Annotated in this window: 16 protein-coding genes and 4 tRNA genes; 9 read left to right on the forward strand and 11 right to left on the reverse strand. The window is 55.1% G+C overall.

Features of this window, described 5'->3' with window-relative positions; all coding sequences use genetic code 11:
• Nucleotides 1-5: 5 nt before the first annotated feature.
• Complete coding sequence (locus ACX5K5_RS02350; protein ID WP_459174985.1) at nucleotides 6-1,028, forward strand: LacI family DNA-binding transcriptional regulator; 1,023 nt, start codon at nucleotides 6-8, stop codon at nucleotides 1,026-1,028.
• Nucleotides 1,029-1,082: 54 nt separating this feature from the next.
• Here the strand turns inward: ACX5K5_RS02350 and ACX5K5_RS02355 are convergent.
• Nucleotides 1,083-1,159: transfer RNA gene (locus tag ACX5K5_RS02355), tRNA-Arg, on the reverse strand.
• Between the two features lie 275 nt (nucleotides 1,160-1,434).
• Nucleotides 1,435-1,508 (reverse strand) — tRNA-Arg (locus tag ACX5K5_RS02360).
• 319 nt (nucleotides 1,509-1,827) lie between these two features.
• Between ACX5K5_RS02360 and ACX5K5_RS02365 the strand changes: the two genes are divergently transcribed.
• Nucleotides 1,828-3,660, forward strand: coding sequence for a phosphoenolpyruvate carboxykinase (GTP) (locus ACX5K5_RS02365; RefSeq protein ID WP_096254175.1), 1,833 nt, complete (start codon nucleotides 1,828-1,830; stop codon nucleotides 3,658-3,660).
• Between the two features lie 69 nt (nucleotides 3,661-3,729).
• Here the strand turns inward: ACX5K5_RS02365 and ACX5K5_RS02370 are convergent, their stop codons facing one another.
• The gene (locus tag ACX5K5_RS02370) at nucleotides 3,730-4,938 is read right to left on the reverse strand and encodes a multidrug effflux MFS transporter (RefSeq protein WP_459174986.1); all 1,209 of its coding nucleotides are present in this window, start codon (nucleotides 4,936-4,938) and stop codon (nucleotides 3,730-3,732) included.
• Nucleotides 4,939-4,968: 30 nt separating this feature from the next.
• The gene (locus ACX5K5_RS02375) at nucleotides 4,969-5,892 is read right to left on the reverse strand and encodes an EamA family transporter (protein ID WP_188687318.1); all 924 of its coding nucleotides are present in this window, start codon (nucleotides 5,890-5,892) and stop codon (nucleotides 4,969-4,971) included.
• Nucleotides 5,893-6,053: 161 nt separating this feature from the next.
• Here ACX5K5_RS02375 and ACX5K5_RS02380 point away from each other — a divergent pair, with 161 nt between their 5' ends.
• Entirely contained in the window at nucleotides 6,054-6,581 is a 528-nt protein-coding gene (locus tag ACX5K5_RS02380; protein WP_096256215.1) for a PadR family transcriptional regulator, read from the forward strand.
• Nucleotides 6,578-7,564: an alpha/beta fold hydrolase gene (locus tag ACX5K5_RS02385; protein ID WP_443459348.1), complete on the forward strand. Its 987-nt coding sequence runs from the start codon at nucleotides 6,578-6,580 to the stop codon at nucleotides 7,562-7,564. Before ACX5K5_RS02380 ends, ACX5K5_RS02385 begins: the two co-directional genes overlap by 4 nt.
• A gap of 73 nt (nucleotides 7,565-7,637) precedes the next feature.
• On the opposite strand, the gene ACX5K5_RS02390 is transcribed toward ACX5K5_RS02385, so the two are convergent.
• The 4 genes from ACX5K5_RS02390 to ACX5K5_RS02405 all read right to left on the reverse strand — a co-directional run bounded on the left by ACX5K5_RS02390 (nucleotide 7,638) and on the right by ACX5K5_RS02405 (nucleotide 11,307).
• Entirely contained in the window at nucleotides 7,638-8,813 is a 1,176-nt protein-coding gene (locus ACX5K5_RS02390) for a globin domain-containing protein (protein WP_096256213.1), read from the reverse strand.
• Nucleotides 8,814-8,934: 121 nt separating this feature from the next.
• Nucleotides 8,935-9,387, reverse strand: coding sequence for an RrF2 family transcriptional regulator (locus tag ACX5K5_RS02395; RefSeq protein ID WP_096256212.1), 453 nt, complete (start codon nucleotides 9,385-9,387; stop codon nucleotides 8,935-8,937).
• A 9-nt stretch (nucleotides 9,388-9,396) separates the two neighbouring features.
• Entirely contained in the window at nucleotides 9,397-9,870 is a 474-nt protein-coding gene (locus tag ACX5K5_RS02400) for a hypothetical protein (protein ID WP_096256211.1), read from the reverse strand.
• Between the two features lie 12 nt (nucleotides 9,871-9,882).
• Nucleotides 9,883-11,307: a phosphomannomutase/phosphoglucomutase gene (locus tag ACX5K5_RS02405; RefSeq protein ID WP_346059175.1), complete on the reverse strand. Its 1,425-nt coding sequence runs from the start codon at nucleotides 11,305-11,307 to the stop codon at nucleotides 9,883-9,885.
• 145 nt (nucleotides 11,308-11,452) lie between these two features.
• Between ACX5K5_RS02405 and ACX5K5_RS02410 the strand changes: the two genes are divergently transcribed.
• From ACX5K5_RS02410 to ACX5K5_RS02420, 3 genes are all read left to right on the forward strand, one after another.
• Entirely contained in the window at nucleotides 11,453-13,573 is a 2,121-nt protein-coding gene (locus ACX5K5_RS02410; protein ID WP_459175416.1) for a RecQ family ATP-dependent DNA helicase, read from the forward strand.
• A gap of 30 nt (nucleotides 13,574-13,603) precedes the next feature.
• Nucleotides 13,604-14,530, forward strand: a complete 927-nt coding sequence (locus ACX5K5_RS02415; protein WP_459174987.1) for a hypothetical protein — start codon at nucleotides 13,604-13,606, stop codon at nucleotides 14,528-14,530.
• A gap of 91 nt (nucleotides 14,531-14,621) precedes the next feature.
• Nucleotides 14,622-14,780 carry a hypothetical protein gene (locus ACX5K5_RS02420; RefSeq protein WP_170947847.1) on the forward strand — a complete coding sequence of 53 codons (159 nt, stop codon included), beginning with the start codon at nucleotides 14,622-14,624 and terminating at the stop codon, nucleotides 14,778-14,780.
• Nucleotides 14,781-14,912: 132 nt separating this feature from the next.
• Here ACX5K5_RS02420 and ACX5K5_RS02425 read toward each other — a convergent pair.
• Nucleotides 14,913-15,004 (reverse strand) — tRNA-Ser (locus tag ACX5K5_RS02425).
• A gap of 63 nt (nucleotides 15,005-15,067) precedes the next feature.
• Nucleotides 15,068-17,158 carry a prolyl oligopeptidase family serine peptidase gene (locus ACX5K5_RS02430; RefSeq protein WP_346059174.1) on the reverse strand — a complete coding sequence of 697 codons (2,091 nt, stop codon included), beginning with the start codon at nucleotides 17,156-17,158 and terminating at the stop codon, nucleotides 15,068-15,070.
• 138 nt (nucleotides 17,159-17,296) lie between these two features.
• Here ACX5K5_RS02430 and ACX5K5_RS02435 point away from each other — a divergent pair, with 138 nt between their 5' ends.
• Nucleotides 17,297-19,306, forward strand: a complete 2,010-nt coding sequence (locus tag ACX5K5_RS02435; protein ID WP_459174988.1) for an FAD/NAD(P)-binding protein — start codon at nucleotides 17,297-17,299, stop codon at nucleotides 19,304-19,306.
• 49 nt (nucleotides 19,307-19,355) lie between these two features.
• Here ACX5K5_RS02435 and ACX5K5_RS02440 read toward each other — a convergent pair.
• Nucleotides 19,356-19,443 (reverse strand) — tRNA-Ser (locus tag ACX5K5_RS02440).
• A gap of 62 nt (nucleotides 19,444-19,505) precedes the next feature.
• On the opposite strand from ACX5K5_RS02440, the gene ACX5K5_RS02445 reads away from it, so the two are divergent.
• Complete coding sequence (locus ACX5K5_RS02445; protein ID WP_096256220.1) at nucleotides 19,506-20,483, forward strand: NAD(P)H-quinone oxidoreductase; 978 nt, start codon at nucleotides 19,506-19,508, stop codon at nucleotides 20,481-20,483.
• Nucleotides 20,484-20,577: the final 94 nt, after the last annotated feature.

A 20,577-nucleotide genomic window follows, 5' to 3' on the forward strand; every position in this document is an offset into this window, starting at 1 on the left:
AAGTCATGATGCCCGAACCACGTAAACAACAGCCAACGCTGGAACTCGTCGCAGAACGCGCAGGAGTTTCACGAGCAACCGTTTCACGCGTGGTCAACGGTTCTGACAAGGTCAAAGCAGATGTCGTGCGCGCCGTAGAGAAAGCCATCGCGGAACTAAACTACGTTCCCAATAGGGCGGCTCGTTCTTTGGCACAGGGACGGACTAATTCCATTGCTTTGGTGATCCCGGAGAGCACAGCCAAATTTTTCGCAGACCCATATTTCGCCTCGGTGATCCAAGGTGCTGCAATGTACCTGAGCACTACAGAATTCACGCTTTCTTTGCTCATTGCCACGGAGTCAGATCCGACAAAAACCAGCCGGTATTTGCGTGGCGGAAATGTTGATGGTGCGTTGATACTTTCGCATCATGCCGACGATAGTTCCTATAGCGAATTGGCCGGCTCATTGCCGCTGGTTTTTGGTGGCCGCCCGATGAGTAACGAAAATGGAAACGTCTTCGTTGTGGACGTGGATAATGCTGCAGCTGCCCGCAAGGCAACCGAGGCGATGTTAAAAACCGGGCGCAAACATCCAGTTACGATTTCCGGACCACAAAATATGGGCGCCGCCATTGATCGCCAACGAGGTTTTGAGCAAGCGGTTCATGAAGCGGGTTTGCCTGCTGGCCCAGTAGCAGTCGGTGATTTCACCCCCGATAGTGGAGAAAGTGCCATGCGCGAATTGTTGGCAAGCGGAGCAAAAATCGATTCGCTATTTGCTGCCAGCGCGCAGATGGCCTTTGGTGCGATGAAAGTGATCGCTGATGCCGGGCTGATGGTGCCGAGTGACATTGCTATTGCCACCATCGATGATGACTCATTTGCGCGAAATGCTTCGCCTGCACTGACCACCGTGGCGCAGAATGCAGAGGAGCAGGGAGCGAAAATGGCAGAGGTAGTTGTCCAACGAATCAATGGGGAATCTGTGCCCGAGCGAATTATCATGCCCACGAAACTTATTTTGCGTGGATCCCACGGTGTCTAAATAAGTTCACATACTTAAACAAAAATTCCCACTCGATTGAGTGGGAATTTTCTTTGGTGCGCCCAGAGGGATTCGAACCCCCGGCCTCCTGTTCCGTAGACAGGCGCTCTATCCAGCTGAGCTATGGGCGCATATTCAATTACTTGTCGCCTTGACGACTCCAGTAACTTTACACCAGATTTTCTGCCAGAAAAAACCATTTGATAGTAAAGTGCGGTGATTCACAAAAACGTCCCGCTGGCCCTTTAAGCGGAGGCTGACCGGCAAAGGGAGAAACGTGAAGCGGTGACTTTTGGTCAACTGCTAGTCATCATTGGGTGGATTGGTGCAGGCCGTCAAAGTGCATACCCAGGAGCGAGAAAGTTAACGAGCAAAGGCCCCACCGAAGTGGAGCCTTTGATTTTTGTGCGCCCAGAGGGATTCGAACCCCCGGCCTCCTGTTCCGTAGACAGGCGCTCTATCCAGCTGAGCTATGGGCGCATATTTAGTTAGTTTGTTTCGCTCTCACGAACCTCAAATAACTATACAGAGGAATTTGAATCCCGACAAATCGACACCGGAACCTATCGGAGGTAGATGAACAGAAGGTTATGTGAAGAATTCAAAAGGGTACCGGTATACGTGACCTTGATCACAGAAAAAGGGTATTGTTCATACTAAAACCCCCGAAATTTCGGGAAATTTATCTTACCAATTCTAGCATTTAGTCCTTGCTGAGGATTGGATCACACAAATTGATTGGTTCTCAACCCCTAGCCTTGATTTATTGACAAATTCAGCCCAATGGAGGGAATGGATAATGAGCACGAGCTCCGATCAGAACGTTATCAACGCAGCACCAACCACGCACGCAAAGTTGGCAGCCTGGGTTGAAGAAGTTGCCGCGCTGACGAAGCCCGATCGTGTTTATTGGGTCGACGGGTCCGTTGAAGAGAACGACCGTCTGACCGCCGAACTGGTTGAGGCAGGCACGCTGGTCAAATTGACCGACCCGAACTTCCCAAATTCTTACGCTGGCGCTTCGGATCCCAAAGATGTGGCCCGAGTCGAAGAGCGCACCTTCATCTGCTCGAAGAAGGAAGAAGACGCAGGCTTCACTAATAACTGGGAAGACCCAGAAAAGATGAAGTCGATGCTCAACGGGCTGTTTGACGGTTCGATGCGCGGACGCACCATGTACGTCATCCCATTCGTCATGGGCCCATTGAACGCCGATGAGCCGGCCTACGGTGTCGAAATCAGCGACTCGGCTTACGTTGTCGCCTCGATGCGCATCATGGCCAAGATCGGTAACGAAGTGCTGCGCAAGATGGAAGCCGAAGAAGCGTTCTTCGTTCCAGCATTGCACTCGGTCGGTGCACCGCTTGAGCCAGGGCAGGAAGATGTTACCTGGCCATGCAACGAAGACAAGTGGATCGTACACTTCCCTGAAGAGCGCGCCATCATGTCCTACGGTTCGGGCTACGGCGGCAACGCACTACTGGGTAAAAAGTGCTACTCGCTACGTATCGCCTCTGTGATGGCTCGTGACGAAGGCTGGCTTGCCGAGCACATGCTCATTTTGAAGCTGATCAGCCCACAGAATAAGGCCTACCATATTGCTGCGGCCTTCCCATCGGCTTGCGGTAAGACCAACCTGGCTCTGCTGGATCCAACCATTGAAGGCTGGAAGACCGAAACCCTGGGCGATGACATCAACTGGATGCGTATTGGCAAGGACGGCGAGCTGCGCGGTGTGAACCCGGAGTACGGCCTATTCGGTGTTGCACCTGGCACCGGTTGGTCCACCAACCCGAACGCCATGCGCGCGATCACCAAGGGCAACTCAATCTTCACCAACGTTGCGTTGACCGACGAAGGTGGCGTGTGGTGGGAAGGTATGACCGATGAAACTCCGGCACACCTGATCGACTGGTTGGGCAATGACTGGACTCCTGAGTCCGGCCGTCCGGCAGCGCACCCTAACTCGCGCTTCTGCACTCCAATCGACCAGGTTGACATGCTCTCCGAGGATTACTTCTCGCCTAACGGTGTGAAGATCGACGCGATCCTCTTCGGCGGACGCCGCAAGACCACCATTCCATTGGTCACCGAGGCGCGCAGCTGGACCAACGGTATCTTCATGGGCTCAACTCTGTCCTCGGAGACCACCGCTGCTGCCTCCGGTGCCACCGGTGTGATCCGCCGCGACCCAATGGCAATGTTGCCATTCATCGGTTACAACGCTGGCGATTACCTCAACCACTGGGACAAGATTTCGGCGAAGCTCAACCCAGAGCAAATGCCAAAAATCTTCTTGGTCAACTGGTTCCGTCGCAACGCAGAAGGCGGATTCGCATGGCCAGGGTTCGGCGATAACTCGCGCGTACTCAAGTGGGCCATCGAGCGTATTGAAGGCACCGCAGATGCCAAGGAAACCATCATCGGCAACGTGCCGACCGGTGAAGCCCTGGACATCAGTGGTCTGGAGAACTTCACCCCGGCAGACGTTGAAGCCGCGGTAGCGGTCAACAAGGACGAATGGGCCACCGAGGTCGAAGGCATCGAAGAATGGTACGCAAACTTCGGTGACGCGCTGCCAGTCTCGCTGCGTGCAGAGCTTGATGGCTTGAAGGCTCGCCTGAACGCCTAAGTCTGACTCACTAAAGATCCTTTGGGAACCGCACTTTCGGTTCCCAAAGGATCTTTTTGTCGTTCAGCACTAAACAGATGCTGTGCTGCCGGGATGGAATCGATCCGAAGTGTAAATCAGTGCGCCAAATGCGAGCAAAGCGCTGACCAGCGCGGTCAGTGCAAAGGCTAGCGCCGAATCGGCCCCGGACAGGCCCACTAACGGCGTGGCTAAAGCGCCAATGAGAAACTGCGCGGCGCCTAGCAGTGCAGAGCCAGAGCCGGAAACTTCGCGGACCTCATTTAGCGCCAGCCCGGTGGTATTACCCATGGTGAAACCGATGGCAGAGACGAACACAAAAATCACCGCGGCGAGAAGCAGACTGCTCACCTGTAGCAGCGCCAGTACTAACAGCAGGACAGCCGAGCTGAGCAGTACGCTCAAGGCCACCGTAATGGTCTGGCGCAACGGAACACGGCCCACCAGCCGTGCGGAGACCAGCCCGGAGAGTATTAGGCCCACCGCGTTGATGCCAAAGCACAGCGCGTAGTCTTGGGCGCTCAACCCCATCACCGTCTGATAAAGGAAAGGCGAAGCGGAAACGTAGGCCATCATGGCACCAAATGTGAAGCCGAACTGGACCAAATAACCGACAAAACGACGGCGACCCAGAGCTACCTTCAGTGGCGCAAAAAAGTTACCGGTGGAGCGCGCCGATATAGCGTGTGTTTCGCGATAGATAACTAACGCACCAACAACCATCAGCAGTGCTGCGACGGCCAACACCCATAACACCAGGCGGAATCCTCCCAGTGCGCCCAAATTCGCTCCTAGAAGCGGTGCCACGGCAGGGGCCACCGCGCCGATGGTCATGAGGATGCTGAAGATTCTTGCGGTCTGCACGCCCTTGGTCGTATCGGCAACGATCGCCTTAGAAATCACCACTCCGGCTGCCCCACCAAACCCCTGCAATGCTCGTGCAATACTCAGTGTTTCCAACGTCGGAGCGAGCGCGGCGGCCACCGAGGCAAGCACAAATAATATCGTTCCCCATCGCAATGGCCGAGCTCGACCTAAACGATCCGAGAGGGCGCCCCATAAGAACTGTCCCATACCCATACCGACTAAGAAGAAAGTCAGCGTGAGTTGGATGGCGGAGGCAGAGGCGGAGAATTCCGCCGTCATTTCTGGAAATGATGGAAGATACATATCCGTGGCTAGCGGGCCGGTGGTGCCAAGAATGATCAGGAGCGCAAAGAGCGGCGGAGTTAGCCGCGAACGTTCGGGTGCTGAAGGCATGAAACTAGTCTATGAGTCTGACAAGTATTCTTAGCTCTCCGGGGGTGTCACCTGATTATCGTCGGACACCTCTTGTAACGGTCCCGCTGGTTTGGCCGCAAACCAGGTCACCCCGGCACCGGCCAGCGCTACGCAAAGAATACCGAGCAACGACAACCAGCCCAGCTGTTCGCCAAGAATCAGCCATCCGATGAGTGTCCCCATCGCCGGATCGATGGCAAATAAGGTGCCCACCACACGAGCCGAGGAAATTCGGGCCGCCAACGTATCGACCAGATAGGGGATTGCTACACCTATAACGCCGCTCAGCGCCAATAAACCCCATTGAGGCGCGGAAACTTCGGCCACTTTAGGGGTACCAAAAGGTAGTGAAACGAGGGCGGCAATGGACACGGACAATGCTAAGGAACTGACCGAAGAATCGTCGGCTTTACCTACTTTTTCTGCCAGCAGTGTGTAGAGCGCAAAGCAAAGGCCCGCACCGAGTCCAAAGGCAAAGCCCACCGCATCAAAGTGACCTCCGGGTCCGGCGATGAGAATCACTCCAGCCAAGGCGAGCAAAGCCCAGGCGGCTTCACGCAAGCGCCGAGAGAACACCAAAGCGACTACCGCCGGACCCAGGAAGTCCAGCGTCACGGCAATCCCTAGGGGCAGGTGTTCGATTGCCTTATAAAGCAGCAGATTCATCGCGGCCATCACGACGCCGTAGAAAATGATTGCGGACCAATTTGCGCGGTTCCTTCCGCGCAAGGTTGGCCGCAAGAAAAGCCATAAGACTACGGCAGCCAAAGCTAGTCGTAACGAGCTGACTGCGGGGGAGCCTAGAGAAGCAAACATGGAAGCCGAGATTGCCGAAGAGCTTTGCACCCCGATGGAACCAACCAGCACAAATAATGCTGCTCGCCCACCTGCTGGTGGGAGGCTGGCAATTTGTTTTGCGGGCTGAGAATTCATGGCGTGAGGCGACCTTTTTGAGTTTGGGGAACTCTCTGATTGAAGAGTATGCAGGTCAGTTAGCCAAGAATACGGCGGAAAATTGTCACAATCTGGGTTCAGTTCGTGGCTACGGCCAAGTAAGTGGGTGCAAAATCAACTAAATATGAAAAGATGAATCCATGGTTTTGGCACGATTGATCCTAGGGTTGCTCTGTTTGGCACCGATGACTGGTTATGAGCTCAAGAAACATTTTGACTCCTCCATTAATCACTTTTGGAACGCAGATAAAGCGCAGATCTACCGCACGTTGGCTCAGCTAGTTGATAAGGGCTACGCGACGGTGACCACTGTGGCGCAGTCAAACTATCCTGACCGCCAAGAGCATCACATTACCGATGCCGGTCGGCAGGCCCTGGTTGGATGGCTTTCCGACGGAGCGGCCCAGGGCACTGAGCGGGACCCCTTCATGGGACAGGTATTTTTCGCGGCCGAGCTACCCCGTGAGGATATTGATCAGCTTCTGACCGAACGTCGGGTCAAAACTCAGGCCGTTTTAGATGACTATCTCTCCCAACGTGAAGGCATCGACATGCGAGCGGCGGCGGATCGCCGCAGCTTCCTCATGGCCGCCACCTTGGACCATGCAATTCGACAGCAGGCCGCCGAGCTGGAATGGCTTGACGCAGTAATGGAGCATCTGCCATGACACCAGGCAAAGACGCCGGTTCCACTGAGAAGAAGTTCAGCAGGGACGCAACCGACTATCCCGAACTACATCCAGCACGTCGTGCGTCCGGAAGAGATAAACCCGCCCAAACGCTGGTTTTTTTACATGGCGGAAATGTTGGTAATTGGAGCTGGGATCCGCAGGTTCTAGCCTTTGGCGACTTCAATGTGCTGACCTTGCATCTTCCCGCTTTCGGCGCGCGCAGCGAAGAGACTTGGCAGGGTTTAGACTCGGCCGCCGATGACGTGGCGGCGCTTATCGCCGATGAGGTCTCCGAAGGTGGGGTGCACCTGGTAGGTATTTCCTTAGGCGGGGTGATTGCCCTGCATGTGGCTGCGCGACATCCAGAACTGGTCGATTCCTTGCTGCTGACAGGTACCCCGGTCACCGGCGTGCCGGCAGCCGCACGCGCAATGAACCGGATGGCGCTGAAACTGATTGGCAGTGAATGGTACTGGCGTTTCCAGGCCGGCGCCTATGGCATGGTGGATGACGAACGGGAGTTGTTCGCAGAACATGGTGTGCTGCTGAAGTCAGAGAATTTACGCGCCATCATGGATGATCTGGATCCCGGCGGACTTCCCGACAAGCTGGCAAACTATCGTGGGCCGGTGCTGGCATTGGCAGGGGGCAAGGAACCTAAGCATGTGCAGAAGTCTTTTGAAGCGTTACGCCATGGCCTTCCGCAGGCGGTAACTCGGGTCGTGCCAGGCATGCACCACCAGTGGAATATTGAGAACCCGCTACTGTTCAACTCGGTAGTGCGGCGGTGGATCAGCGACGCGAGGATTCATCAGATTTTAGTGGACCCACAGGCGGCAAAACAGGAGAAGCCAGCTAAGCCGACGAAGCTGTCAGGTGCACAGCCAGAATCGGCTGAAAGTCAGCCGCGCCAGGTTGATCCTAAACCTGCGGTTCCCAAGCGTAAGCCAGAAATACCGAAGCCGAACAAAAATAAATAGCCATTAAATATAGCTAAGCGCGATGCAGATTCCCCCATAATTCGAATCTGCGTCGCGCTTAGCTAGTTTATGGTTAGGCTGCTAGCCATACATCTGGGCCGAAGACCTCATAGTGGATGTGCTGGGCAGGGACACCGGCGGCTAGAGCCTGGCCGCGTACCGCGTGCATGAACGGCAGCGGGCCACACAGGTAGACGTGGCTGTCGGCGGTCAAGGTATCGCTGAGATCCATGTAACCGGACTTGGCCTCGATGTGCTCTGGCAGTTCGCCGCGTTCGAACCAGGTGCTCAGCGTGGCCTGTGGCAGCTTGCTCAGCGACTCGATCATTTGCTCACGTAGTGGCCAGGCAGTGTATTCCTGGTCGGCGTGCAATACGGTGAGTTTGCGGGTGGAGCCACGTGCTGCCAGGGTGCTCAGCGCTGCGGCACTTGGGGTGCAACCAATACCTGCGGTAGCGATCACCAGTGGTGCTCCGGACTCATCGATGGTCAGGTCACCGTAGGGGTTTGAAAGTTCAACGATGTCGCCAACTTTCAGCGAATTGTGCATGACCGGAGTGAACTCGCCATCCACATCAAGCTTCACGGTTACGGTACGGCGTGCGGTGTTCTCGACATCCCCGCTGAGGGTGTATTGGCGCACCTGGCGCAAACCATCGGTCATCGGCATGCGAACCGAAACGAACTGTCCTGCCTTGGCGGTCGAAGCGACAATATCGTCGGCTGGTTCGAAGCTGAAGGTGACCGAGTTGTTGGCTTCTTCGGTACGCTCGGCGAGCTTCCACTGGCTGTAAACGACGTCGTTTGCCTGCTGTGAGTAGAGGCCCTTTTCGATCTTGATCAGTGCGTGAGCCATCAGCCAGTAGACCTCGCTCCAGGCATCTGCGATCTCTTGGGTCAGCGCGTCGCCTAGGTCTTCGGCGATGGCGGCGAAGAGGTGCTCGTACACGATGGGGTACTGCTCTTCGACGACACCCAGTGAGGTGTGCTTGTGGGCGATGCGTGCCAACATCGTTTCTGGCAGAGTTTCTGGTGAATTGATCAGGTGGGTGGCGAACACCGCGATGGAGCCGGCCAGTGCTTGCTGCTGGGTTCCGTTTTTCTGGTTTGAGCGGGAGAAGATTCCGTCGAGCAGCTGTGGGTGAGCGGCAAAGAGACGGTCATAGAAGTTTGGGGTAATGCTGGAGATGCGAGCGCCAATGATCGGCAGAGTCGCTTCGATGACTGGGCGGGACTGGGTTGAAAGCATCTTGTCTCCTTAGAGGGTAAATGTATCTTGTATTTGAAATGCAAGATTATGAGTTAAGTTCTACGCCCCGTAGAAGAAGAATGCAAATCGAAGGTCCCGCTATCGGGATTTTAGGCGTTGATTACGCGTTATGACGCACGGTGGGGAAGGGCAACAACGTGATCGCAGGAGAGTTCTCACAAATATCTGTGACCGTTAAAGAGTCTAGTGAAGCGTAAAAAGCCTCTCTGGCGCTCTTCAATGCCGAACGTAAACGGCACCCTGCCGAGAGCGGACAATTTCCCACTGCGTCATGGGTGGTGCAGTCGACCACATCTTCGCGCCAGTCCAGCGAGCGCAAGAGTGTACCGACTGAATAGGCCAAACCACGTTCGGTGATTTGCGCACCGCCATGGCGACCGCGAGTGACCTCCAGGAGTCCCAAAGTACGTAATTCTACGACTGCCTTGGCCACATGGTTATAGGGGACACCGACCAGTTCGGAAATCTCACGACTGGTCAATTGGCCGACACCGGGTGCGCCTAGAACCATCACGGTTCGTAGGCACACGTCGGCGAAGGCACTGAGTTTCATAAACCCAGTCTACTGCTGTGTGTTGGCCCAGATAGATTCGGCGGACTCCGCCGAAGGCTCCTCGAAGGTCCAATCGCCACCAGGCTCGGCTGGCATCGAGTATGGCTGGACGATCGCTAGTGCGGCACCGACCTTGTGCTCAGCGACCACATGAATAGCGTCGCGGTCATCGGCTTCGAGCAAGACATCCGAGGCGATAGCGATCGCTTCGAAGTGAGTTCCTTGCTCGTTCAGTACCTGTACTAGATCCGCAGCCATCGCCTCGGTATCAATGTCAGCATCCGGATCTTCAGGATTGTCCGTGGGCGGAACGGCGATCAAACGCAGTTCAGGCTCGCCATCGGCTTCCTTAGGTTCCAAAGCGATGGCGAAAGGCAGGAAGACACCCTGTTCCTCAAGCTGTTCGCGGGCCACACCTAGTGCGGTGCCCAAAACTTTGTTCAATGCGTCCTTAACGGACTCGTCGAGATCTTCGAGATTCACGGTGCTAACCCCTTAGTTGGTGATGTGTGCTTCACGCACGATTGCTAAAACCGTATCGCGAATTGGTTCGATAATCTGTGCCGTGGCACCTTCGCCGTTAAAGCGCAGGAAAGGTTCGGTATTCGACGGACGCAAGTTGATCCACCAGCTACCATCCTTGGCAGTAAATGTGGTGCCATCCAGCGTCGTGACATCCACCGGCTGACCAGCAAAATGCTCGACAACGCGGGCAACAGCCCCAGCCTTATCTTCAACCTCGGAGTTAATCTCACCGGTAGCAACATACGGCTCAAATTCTCGGCCCAGTTCCGACAACGGAAGATCCTGACCACCCAGCGCGGCCAGCACATGCATCGCGGCAAGCATGCCGGTATCCGCATTGTAAAAATCACGGAAGTAATAGTGTGCCGAATGCTCACCACCGAACACCGCGCCCTGTGCAGCCATTTCAGCCTTGATAAATGAGTGACCCACACGGGTCATCACCGCCATGCCACCAGACTTCTCAACAAATTCAGGCACGGCCTTGGACGTGATCAAGTTGTGAATGATCACCGGATGTTCCTCGCCCTCGGCCTGTACCCGAGCGATTTCACGCACCGCAACCAATGCGGTGATCGCACTTGGCGACAACGGCAAACCACGCTCATCGATCACGAAGCAACGATCCGCGTCCCCATCAAATGCCAGACCCAGGTCCGCTCCATGAGCCAGCACCGCGGCCTGCAAATCTTTGAGATTTTCTGGTTCCAGCGGATTCGCCGGGTGATTCGGGAAAGTACCATCAAGTTCAAAATACAACGGCACAATATCCAGCGGTAATCCGGGGAGAACAGTATCGCCAAGCACCGCAGGAGTGGTCAAACCACCCATGCCGTTGCCCGCATCCACTACAAGCTTCAGCGGACGAATAGTCGATAAGTCAACTAATTCACGCAGGTACGCTGCATAATCTGCCAAGACGTCGCGCTCGCTGATGCGCCCCTGCTCACCGTCGCCCGACACCGGCAATCCCTCATCGAGGTACTGCTGAGCCAGGTCGCGAATATCAAATAGTCCGGTGTCCGAAGAGACCGGACGGGCGCCGGCCTTAGACATCTTAATGCCGTTGTACTGGGCCGGGTTGTGGCTGGCGGTAAACACCACCCCGGCAGCATTGTGCTTGCCAGAAGCAAAATAAAGTTCGTCGGTGGAAATTAGTCCTAGCATCACCACGTTCGCGCCACGGTAGGTGGCGCCGCGGGCGAACGCCTGCGCGAAGGTCGTACTGGTCGGGCGCATATCGCCACCAACTAGGACGTCCTTCCCAGCCAGGGACAACACGTCGACAAAAGCGGCGCCAATGGCCTCGACTGCTTCGGCGTTGATGCTTTCGCCAACTACGCCACGCACGTCATAGGCCTTGAAACTTTGGTTCAGGTCAATTTCTTCACTCACAGCATTCAGACTACCGGTTTGCTGCTACGAGATGGTGGCGAATGGCCAGTTAGTACATGGGAAATGGCTTACACTTACCCGCGGTTGTCCCCAATGCGTGCCGTGAGGCAAGCCAAACGTCGGCCGATACTGAAATACTATGACCATGGAAGCCAACGAGCACAACGATCTGAAGAATCTCGCGCTGCAGAAGTTGCGTGCCCTGGTTCAGCACCCAGAGGCGCAGTTTCACGACGGCCAGTTTGAAGCGATTAGCGCGCTGGTCCAAGAACGCCGTCGGGCGCTGGTGGTGCAACGTACCGGCTGGGGCAAATCCGCGGTCTATTTCATTTCGTCGTTGTTGCTCCGTCAGCAAGGCTATGGACCGACCCTCATCGTGTCTCCGTTGCTAGCTCTGATGCGTGACCAGGTGGCCGCGGCCGAACGTGCCGGAGTACGGGCAGCTGCCATCAACTCGGCCAACGTGCTTGAATGGCGCGAAATTCTTTCAAAGCTGGAACGCGATGAAATTGACGTATTGCTGGTATCCCCAGAAAGACTGAACAATCCCTCTTTCCGTGAGCACCAACTTCCAATGCTGATGAAGCGTCTGGGACTTCTGGTGATCGATGAAGCGCATTGCATCTCCGATTGGGGTCACGACTTCCGCCCCGATTACCGACGCATCCGCGATTTGATAAATCGTCTGCCACAGGGACTTCCGGTGCTCGCTACCACCGCAACTGCGAACACACGCGTAGTGCAAGACGTCGCAGAGCAGCTCTCCGGCGGAACTCAGGAAGTCTTCACCTTAAGTGGCACACTGGCCCGTGACTCGTTGCGGTTAGGCGTACTGCGTCTGCCCTCGCCACGTATGCAATTGGCTTGGTTGCTCAGCCACATCAATGATTTCCACGGTTCGGGTATTATTTACACGCTGACCGTCTCGGCTGCGGAAGATATCGCACGGTTGCTACGCGATGCCGGTCATCCGGTCGCCGCCTATACCGGACGTACCGACCTAGAAGAACGCGAAAAGCTAGAACAAGCGCTGAAAGCCAATGAAGTAAAAGCCTTGATCGCTACTAGTGCGTTGGGAATGGGATTTGATAAGCCAGACCTAGGATTTGTTATCCATGTCGGGGCGCCCAGTTCACCGGTGGCCTACTACCAACAGGTGGGCCGTGCAGGTCGTGGAAGTATCGATGCCGACGTCCTCTTGCTACCAGGACAAGATGATTCCGAAATCTGGGAGTACTTCGCCACCAGTTCCATGCCCGATCAGCAACGCGCGAATCAAGTACTGGAAGCTCTAGGGCAAACCGACGGAGCAATGAGCGTTCCAGCACTTGAAAGTGCCGTTAACCTGCGCAGGTCGCCGTTAGAACTGCTGCTGAAAGTCCTGGCTGTCGACGGGGCGGTGGAACGCGTAGCCGGAGGTTGGATGCGCACCGACATGCCTTGGGCCTACGATGCAGAACGCTACAAGCGTGTGGCACAGAGTCGGGTGCACGAACAGACACTGATGATCGATTATGAGAATACTCGTGGCTGTCGCATGGAATTTCTTACGAAGGCACTGGATGACCCAAAGTCGGCGCCCTGCGGACGTTGCGACAATTGTGCCGGAACATGGTTCGATGACCACATTCCAGACGAGTCAAAAGACAACGCCCAAGCAGCTCTGGTTCGGGCTGGTGTCCAAATTGAACCTCGCAAGCTCTATCCGTCTGGCCTACAACGCCTGGGACATTCTCTAAAAGGGAAAATCCCGGTAGATGAGCAATTATCCACCGGACGTGCGTTGGCGCGACTGACAGATTTGGGGTGGGGCAACAGACTGCGTCAACTATTCGCTGACCCGGTGGATAATCCAGTTGACCCGGCGATGCTTGAAGCCTGCACCAGGGTGCTGGCCGAATGGAATTGGGAACAACGACCAGTAGCAGTCTTGGCGATGCCTTCAACCAAGCGCCCACAGCTGATTACTTCGCTAGCGCAGGGGCTGGCCCAGATTGGTCAGCTTCGCTATTTGGGCCAGCTTGAGTACCGTGGGGCACCTCCACAGGGTGGTCCTGGCGGCAATTCGGCCTTCCGCATTGCCGCGGTGGCTGATGCATTTGAAATCCCTGCACAAATCGATCAAATGCTGGCGACAGCACCGGGACCGGTGATGCTCGTTGATGATTTGGCTGACTCGCGTTGGTCCTTGGCAATGGCCGGTCGGGCAGTACGGATTGCTGGGGCACCGGGTGTTTTGCCTTTCACTCTGGGCATAGCAGGATAATCGCACAGTTAAACAAAGTAGTCTGGAGATATGGAGATCGTCATCTGGCTCGTTGTTGCTATTGCTGTTGTTGCCCTCGGATACGTGTGGCTTCAGTCTGTCCGGAAGAAAAATACGGCACAGATTTCACAAGCCATTAACCGCGAGGCGGCGCAGGAAGCAAATGCGAAGTTGGATGACACCTCCCGCAAGGCGATTTACCGCAACCTCGCTAAAGGCGACGTAATGGGTGCTGTTCAGAACTACCGTGCCGTCACCGGTGACACCGTCAAAAACTGTGTGATTGCCGTGCGTAGCCTTGACGCTTACCCGCAGACTGCTCAGGCCAAAGAACTACCGGTAGACGAAGCCGAGATTCAGGCGCTTCGTGACAAACTCGAAGCGCAGATCACCGATTCTGACGACGACTCAGGGGTAGCGACTTCTGGTGCTGTAGCGCCGGACGTCGACCTGGAAAAGTCTGATGACCTCTGGGTGGTGCCCGAAGAGTGGAGTAACCAGTTCGGCTCGGAGCAGGAACAGAATGCCACACATTTTAAAATGGCATTTGAAGTTGAGGGAGAATCGCACGAGTTCTCCAGTGAACAGTTGCCTCCGAACGAGTACGATCAACTGTTTTCGATGCTGCGCGACGAGAATTTCTCCGGTGCCGCGCAAATCCTTCATGGACACACCGGACTACCCGTCGAAGACCTTGAACGAATGATCTCGACCTCGCCGATGGCGGGACAAAGTTCGCACGGAAACGTTGCGGATTTCCGTTTTGAAGGTCAGGGCCCAGAAGGTCCTGTGCACTTCGACGCAGCAGATCTTCCCGAACTGGAGCGTGAAGCACTCTTTGATGCTATCGCCGATACTGATCTAGAACGGATGTCAGAGATTATCGTGCGGCACACGCAACTACCCGAAGATATTGTGCAGAATATGCTGCGCACCTTCGTGAAACGCAAAGACTAGGTTTCGCATTTGAACGTTGCTTCGGTAGAGACAGTTGGCTATCGTGAGGGACTACCGGCCTTGTGTCTTCGCTCACGAAAGGAACCTGACGATGGAACCGAGTAATAAGAATACGGACCAGACTGTACCGCCCATCGGTGACGATGAACGTCAGAACGAACAACATAATGCAGATATAGCGCAGAAGCTGCGCGAAGCGGAAGAACGCATCAAAGAGGTCGCTCATGATGTGGAACGCGGTCTGAAATAAAGTTTGAAAACCCCTGAACTGATGGCAATAAATGCCGAAGTTTGGGGGTTAGTGCGTTAAACCGCATCCCGGAACTATGTTGTATGAACTGCCAAGAGAAAAAGTAAAACCCCCTAGTTTCCTAGGGGGTTTTGGCGGACACGGGGAGATTCGAACTCCCGGTCGAGTTTAACCCCGACACTTCATTAGCAGTGAAGCCCATTCGGCCGCTCTGGCACGTATCCATCCGCTGTTTCCAGCAGAATCTAGCCTACCTGAACATAGCCGAGTGTTCCAAAACGAGGGTGTTAACGTACCTGTCGCCACAGGAATTCGTAGCTAGTAGCTAGCATTCGCGCAGTGGAATCATTATCTGTGGATCCGGCGTGGCCGCCATTCTCAGGCTCATGGTAACGAACATTGGAGATTCCTAGGTCCATCATCTTTGCGGCCATCTTCCGCGCTTGTGACGGACCCACACGGTCATCGGTGGTGGTAGTCCAGATCAGCGATGCAGGGTAGTCCCCGATGGGGTGCGGTTGATCGGTCAAACGGTGTAGCGGGGAAAAGGTGCGCACGAACTCCCAGTCTTCGGGAACATCTGGGTCTCCATACTCAGCAATCCAGGAATGCCCGGCAGCGAGCTGGGTATAGCGGCGCATATCTAGCAGCGGTACCCCGCAGGAGATGGCACCAAACAGCTGTGGGTAGCCGGTGATCATATTGCCCATCAACAAACCACCATTGGAGCGACCGGTGGCCGCGAGACGTTCACGTTTGGTCACACCGCGGGTCACGAGGTCTTCGGCAATGGCAGCAAAGTCCTCATAAGCACGGTGTCGCTTTTCGCGTAATGCCGCCCGGTGCCACCCGGGCCCGTATTCCCCGCCGCCGCGAATATTCGTCATGACATAAACTGGACGCCGCCCGTTGGCTGAGCGTTTGCTCAACCAGCCAACTCCCATTGCAGGGGAGTACCCAGGAGTCATGCTGTGTTGGAAGCCTCCGTAGCCGTCCATCAATACCGAATTTTCACCGTCGAGTTCCAGCTGCGCATCGGCTATCTGAAAATATGGAACACGCGTACCATCCTTTGAACGCGCAAAGTGTTGGGTCACCGCGAAACCACTGGCATCAAATCGTTCTGGTGAACGCTTCAGCACAGTAGCCGGTTCGCCGACAGAACCGCGAAGCAGCGTGGTCGGGGTGGTGAAACCGGTAATAGTCATCCAGTAGTCGTCGGCCGTTGCCGTGTCCTCATCGTCCACCGCGCTCACCGATACGCTGAGCATCGGGTCTTCCACAGGCAACGTGGACTGCGCAAAATTATTGCGCAGGTCAAAGACTAAAATCTGGGCGGCGACATCGTGCAGCACCGAGACGAGTAAATAGTTAGCGGTAAAGTCCAGCCCTTGTAAGGAAGTCTTTGCGTCAGGAACGAACACCACTTGTGCAATGCGTCCATCGTCTAAGAAATCAGCAAGGTGGCTCAGCGCTAGGGAGCCTGCCGGGATCAGCTGGCCCTGATGCGTCCAATCGGTCTGTGGCGCAAAGAGTACCCATTGGCGGTGCAGACTGACCTGAACATCGGTGGGCACGTCAATTTTATGGTGGGTTCCGTCGACAATGATGCCGGTGTGGGAGTTGTAAAAATCGATGGCATCAGTGGTGACGATACGTTCAAAACCCGGAGTTGAGTCGTAATAACAAAATGCCGCCACATGCTCCTGATCAACTTCAAAAACAACGTCGGCGTCAGCTAAGGATGCGCCGCGGGTTAGCTCTCGTGCTGTGGAAGCGTAGGTGGAACGCGTCGTATTGGTTTCGTCGGTGGCCGAGGTGACAAGTAAGGTGTCTTCGTCGATCCAGCTAGCCGAGGTTTTAGCAACTGCTAGGTCAAATCCGTCCTCGATGAAGCGTAGATTTTCCAGGTCGAATTCACGAATTCTCACCTGGTCTCCACCATCGGGGCTCAACCTGATCAGCGCCTTACGGTGGGGTTCACCGGGTGTGGGGCGCAGGAATGAAGACCCAGCGAAATGCCACTGTGCACCCTGTGTAGTGGCGTACTGATCCATATCGAGTAGTAGCTCCCAAACAGGGCTCTCACTGCAGTAGGAGTCCCAGGTGGTGCGACGCCAGATTCCTAACCGATGCTCGGCATCACGCCAAAAGTTGTAGTAGAAGTCGCCACGTTTGGTAACCATCGCAATGCGGTCCGTCGAGTCCAAAACCTTACGGATGGCCACAACACTCTGGGCGTAATCTTCATCGTGAAGCTCAGCCTCCGTTCGCTGAGTTTGAGTGCGTACCCAATCTAAAGCGGCAGCATCATGGATGCCCTCGAGCCAAGCGTATTGATCTGTCGTTGCCAGAGAATCGGAGGAGAATGAAGTCATAAACACAGTCTATGCATTGGACCGCGGAAGTGAACCGGTCACGTGGTAGGCGGCAGGTTCCGATCGGTTGCTGCAGAGATGGCCCCAGAGCAGACCCATGAATTTGCTAGGAGGTAATAATCTTGGAAGGTGAGCATCTTGTCGGAAGAAACCCAGCCGCAGTACAACATCGCTATCATTGGTGCTGGCCCGCGCGGTACCAGCGTCATTGAACGCCTTGCCAAACTGGCCATCAAAGTGCCTGAACTAGCAACGATGGTGCGTGTGACCGTATTTGACCCGTACCGCCCGGGTTCCGGGCACGTATGGAGCCCTAAACAGTCTCCGCACTTTCTGATGAATACACCAGCCTCATTCCCTACGGTGGCTCCAGAACGAGTCGTGACCGAGCCTGGACTTAGCTTCCAGCAGTTTGTTGACAACCATGGCGACGGACATCCACTAGATGAACGGGAAGCTACAACCTTACGCAACACTCGCCGCGGCACCTATCCGCCACGAGCAATCTACGGATGCTACCTAGAGCATGTATACGACTCCTGTGTTCAGGTACTCGATGCACATCCAAACATTGTGGTGAATTACGTTCCTGCCGAAGTTATCGCGGTTCGACCACAAGGTATTGGATACCAACTCGAGTACGAGGTTTCGGGCCCTGCCAATCACGGTACGGAACAAGTAACAGTCGATACGGTAGTCCTGGCCTTAGGCCACCAAAGCTCTGAATTGAACCCCTGGCAAAAGCAGTTACAACGCGCTGCGGAACAGGCAGAAGCTATCTATCTGCCCCCCGCTGTGCCGGCTGACGTCGATTACTCGAATTTCCACGCAGGCGAGCCCGCACTCCTTCGTGGCATGGGACTTAATTTCTTTGACGCAATGGCAGAGCTGACCCTAGGCCGTGGCGGAATCTTCAAGGAAGTCAGTGACCAGCCCGGGCAACGCTTTGAATACATTGCCTCGGGACAAGAACCGCAACTCATTGCAGCCTCGCGTCGAGGAACACCGTATTGGGGCAAACCTGTAGTCGATGAATTCATCCCAGCCGAAATCAGCTTGCGCTTTTTCCATGCCGAGGATCTGATTATTAAAGTCGTCGAAGCCCGTCGCTCAAACCCAGAAGCAGCCCTAAGTTTCGCCCGACATATTTGGCCGCAGCTGCACCGCGATATTTTGTGGGCGTATTACTCACAATGTGCGAGTATCGAAGCCGCCAACCCGATCGAGGACCCCACGGCATTCCTAGTTGGAGTGGAAGATATCCTCGAAGCCGAGCACCACGAAGGAAACCAAGTATGGCTTAGCGAATTGCGGACCTACATTGAGCAATTCCCGCATCTAAGCTGGTTAGATATTCCGTCACTAGCTCGACCGTTTGACCAGATTGGTTTTGGCTCCCACGAGGAGTATCAACATACAGTGCGAGAGTATCTGGCTGGCAACGCTCGGCATAGCACTGGGGGACTGTCAGACCCACTGTCACGAGCGATCATGACTATGAACGCAGGGCGCATGGTGATCAAGGATTTGGTCACTAAGGGGATCTTGGACGAACAGTCGCGAATTGAAGAGGTACAGGCACACTTCGAACCACTGGTCGAGGGGTTGTCTTCCGGTCCGCCCCTAGAACGGATCGAACAGCTACTGGCGTTGTCCCGCGCCTCACTGGTGCACTTCATTGGGCCGGAGCCGGAATTTGGTTTTAATGATCTGAGCGGCAAATTCACCGCCTCCTCACCATGGGTCGACACTGACGTCTACGAGGCCAAAGTGTTATGTGAAGCAATGATGCCAGCCAACCGAGTATTGCAAAACAACACGGCGCTGATTACTCAACTTCTAGCGGAAAAGGTTGCACGTGCGCATACCTGGCGCAACGCGGAAGGTGAGCGGATGACAGGGTCTGGATTTGATGTTGTTGGGGAGCCATATCGGCTCATCAACGGAGAGGGTTTGGCCCACCGCGGAGTCTTTGTCCTCGGGCTGCAACTATCATCCGCACAGTGGGGCACCGCCATTGCAGCTCAGGCGGGAGACACCACAGACCCGGCGGCGCAAACCTTGCGCGATGCGGAGCAAATAGTCATAGAAATTGCGCGCATGGCCGGAGTTAATTTGGAAGAGCTCTTGGCAGGAAGCGCTAAATAAGAAAGTCTGGGCGGGTAGATCATTTGATCTACCCGCCCAGACTGTTACGCGGATGGTAAGAGATTTGAACTCTTGGTACGGGGTTACCGCACACTGGTTTTCAAGACCAGCTCCTTAGGCCGCTCGGACAACCATCCAACCCGAAAAATTATACGCTATGAACAAGCCAAGAGAGGAATCGACTCAGATGAGCAACACGATGAAGTCCTACATCTACGCCAGCGCAGGTGGTCCGGAGGTGCTTGAAAGCCAAACTCGCCCTATTCCAGAGCCCGCTGACCACGAGGTATTGATCAAGGTGGCCGCGTTCGGATTGAACCGTGCTGATGTGCAGCAACGCAAGGGTGTGTACCCGCCGCCTCCAGGGGAAAGCGATATTCCAGGACTCGAAGTTTCAGGCGTTATCGCTAGGGTCGGAAAGCAAGTTACCGGGTTCGCAGAAGGTGACCACGTGGCGGCACTGTTGGCCAGCGGCGGATATGCCCAGTACGTCAGCGTGGATGCATCCCACTTACTGGATATTCCAGAACAGCTGGACTTAGTCGAAGCGGCCGGACTGCCTGAAGTGGCTTCCACTGTTGTTTCAAATATTTTCCTTGAAGGCCAGCTCCAAGCAGGCGAAACGTTGCTGATTCACGGTGGCTCCGGAGGTATTGGTTCGATGGCCATTCAATTAGCTAAGGATGCCGGGGCGACGGTGATCGTCACCGCCTCCTCAGAAGAGAAGATCGACTATTGCAAATCGTTGGGTGCCGACGAGGGGATCAATTATCGCGAAGAAGACGTACTTCAACGAATTCGCGAACTGACCGATGCAAAGGGAGCAGACCTCATTCTTGACGTGGTGGGAGCCAAATACTTGGCGATGAACCTCAAGGCGCTCGCCGTCGGTGGGCGCCTTGTAATCATCGGATTGCAAGGTGGAGCAAAGGCCGAGCTGGACCTGGGCACGTTGATGGGTAAGCGAGCTCGGGTTATTGGTACGACACTTCGTGCCCGCCCGGCAGCGGAAAAGACCGCAATAGTTGCCGAAACCGCGCAACGTATCGCACCGCTTTTGGGCTCGGGGAAACTACACCTGAACGTCACCAAAAAATTCGATTTTGAGGATCTGATCTCGGCGCATGAATATTTTGATTCGGGAACGCATGTGGGAAAAATTGTAGTTAGGGCTTGATTTACTAGTGCCCTCTTCGCGTAAAGTGACCCTGTGGTAGTACCACGTGACTCGTTCCACAGGGGCTGGTCATCAACATCACTTGAAACTTTCC

The sequence above is a fragment of the Glutamicibacter bergerei genome (genome assembly GCF_054495185.1).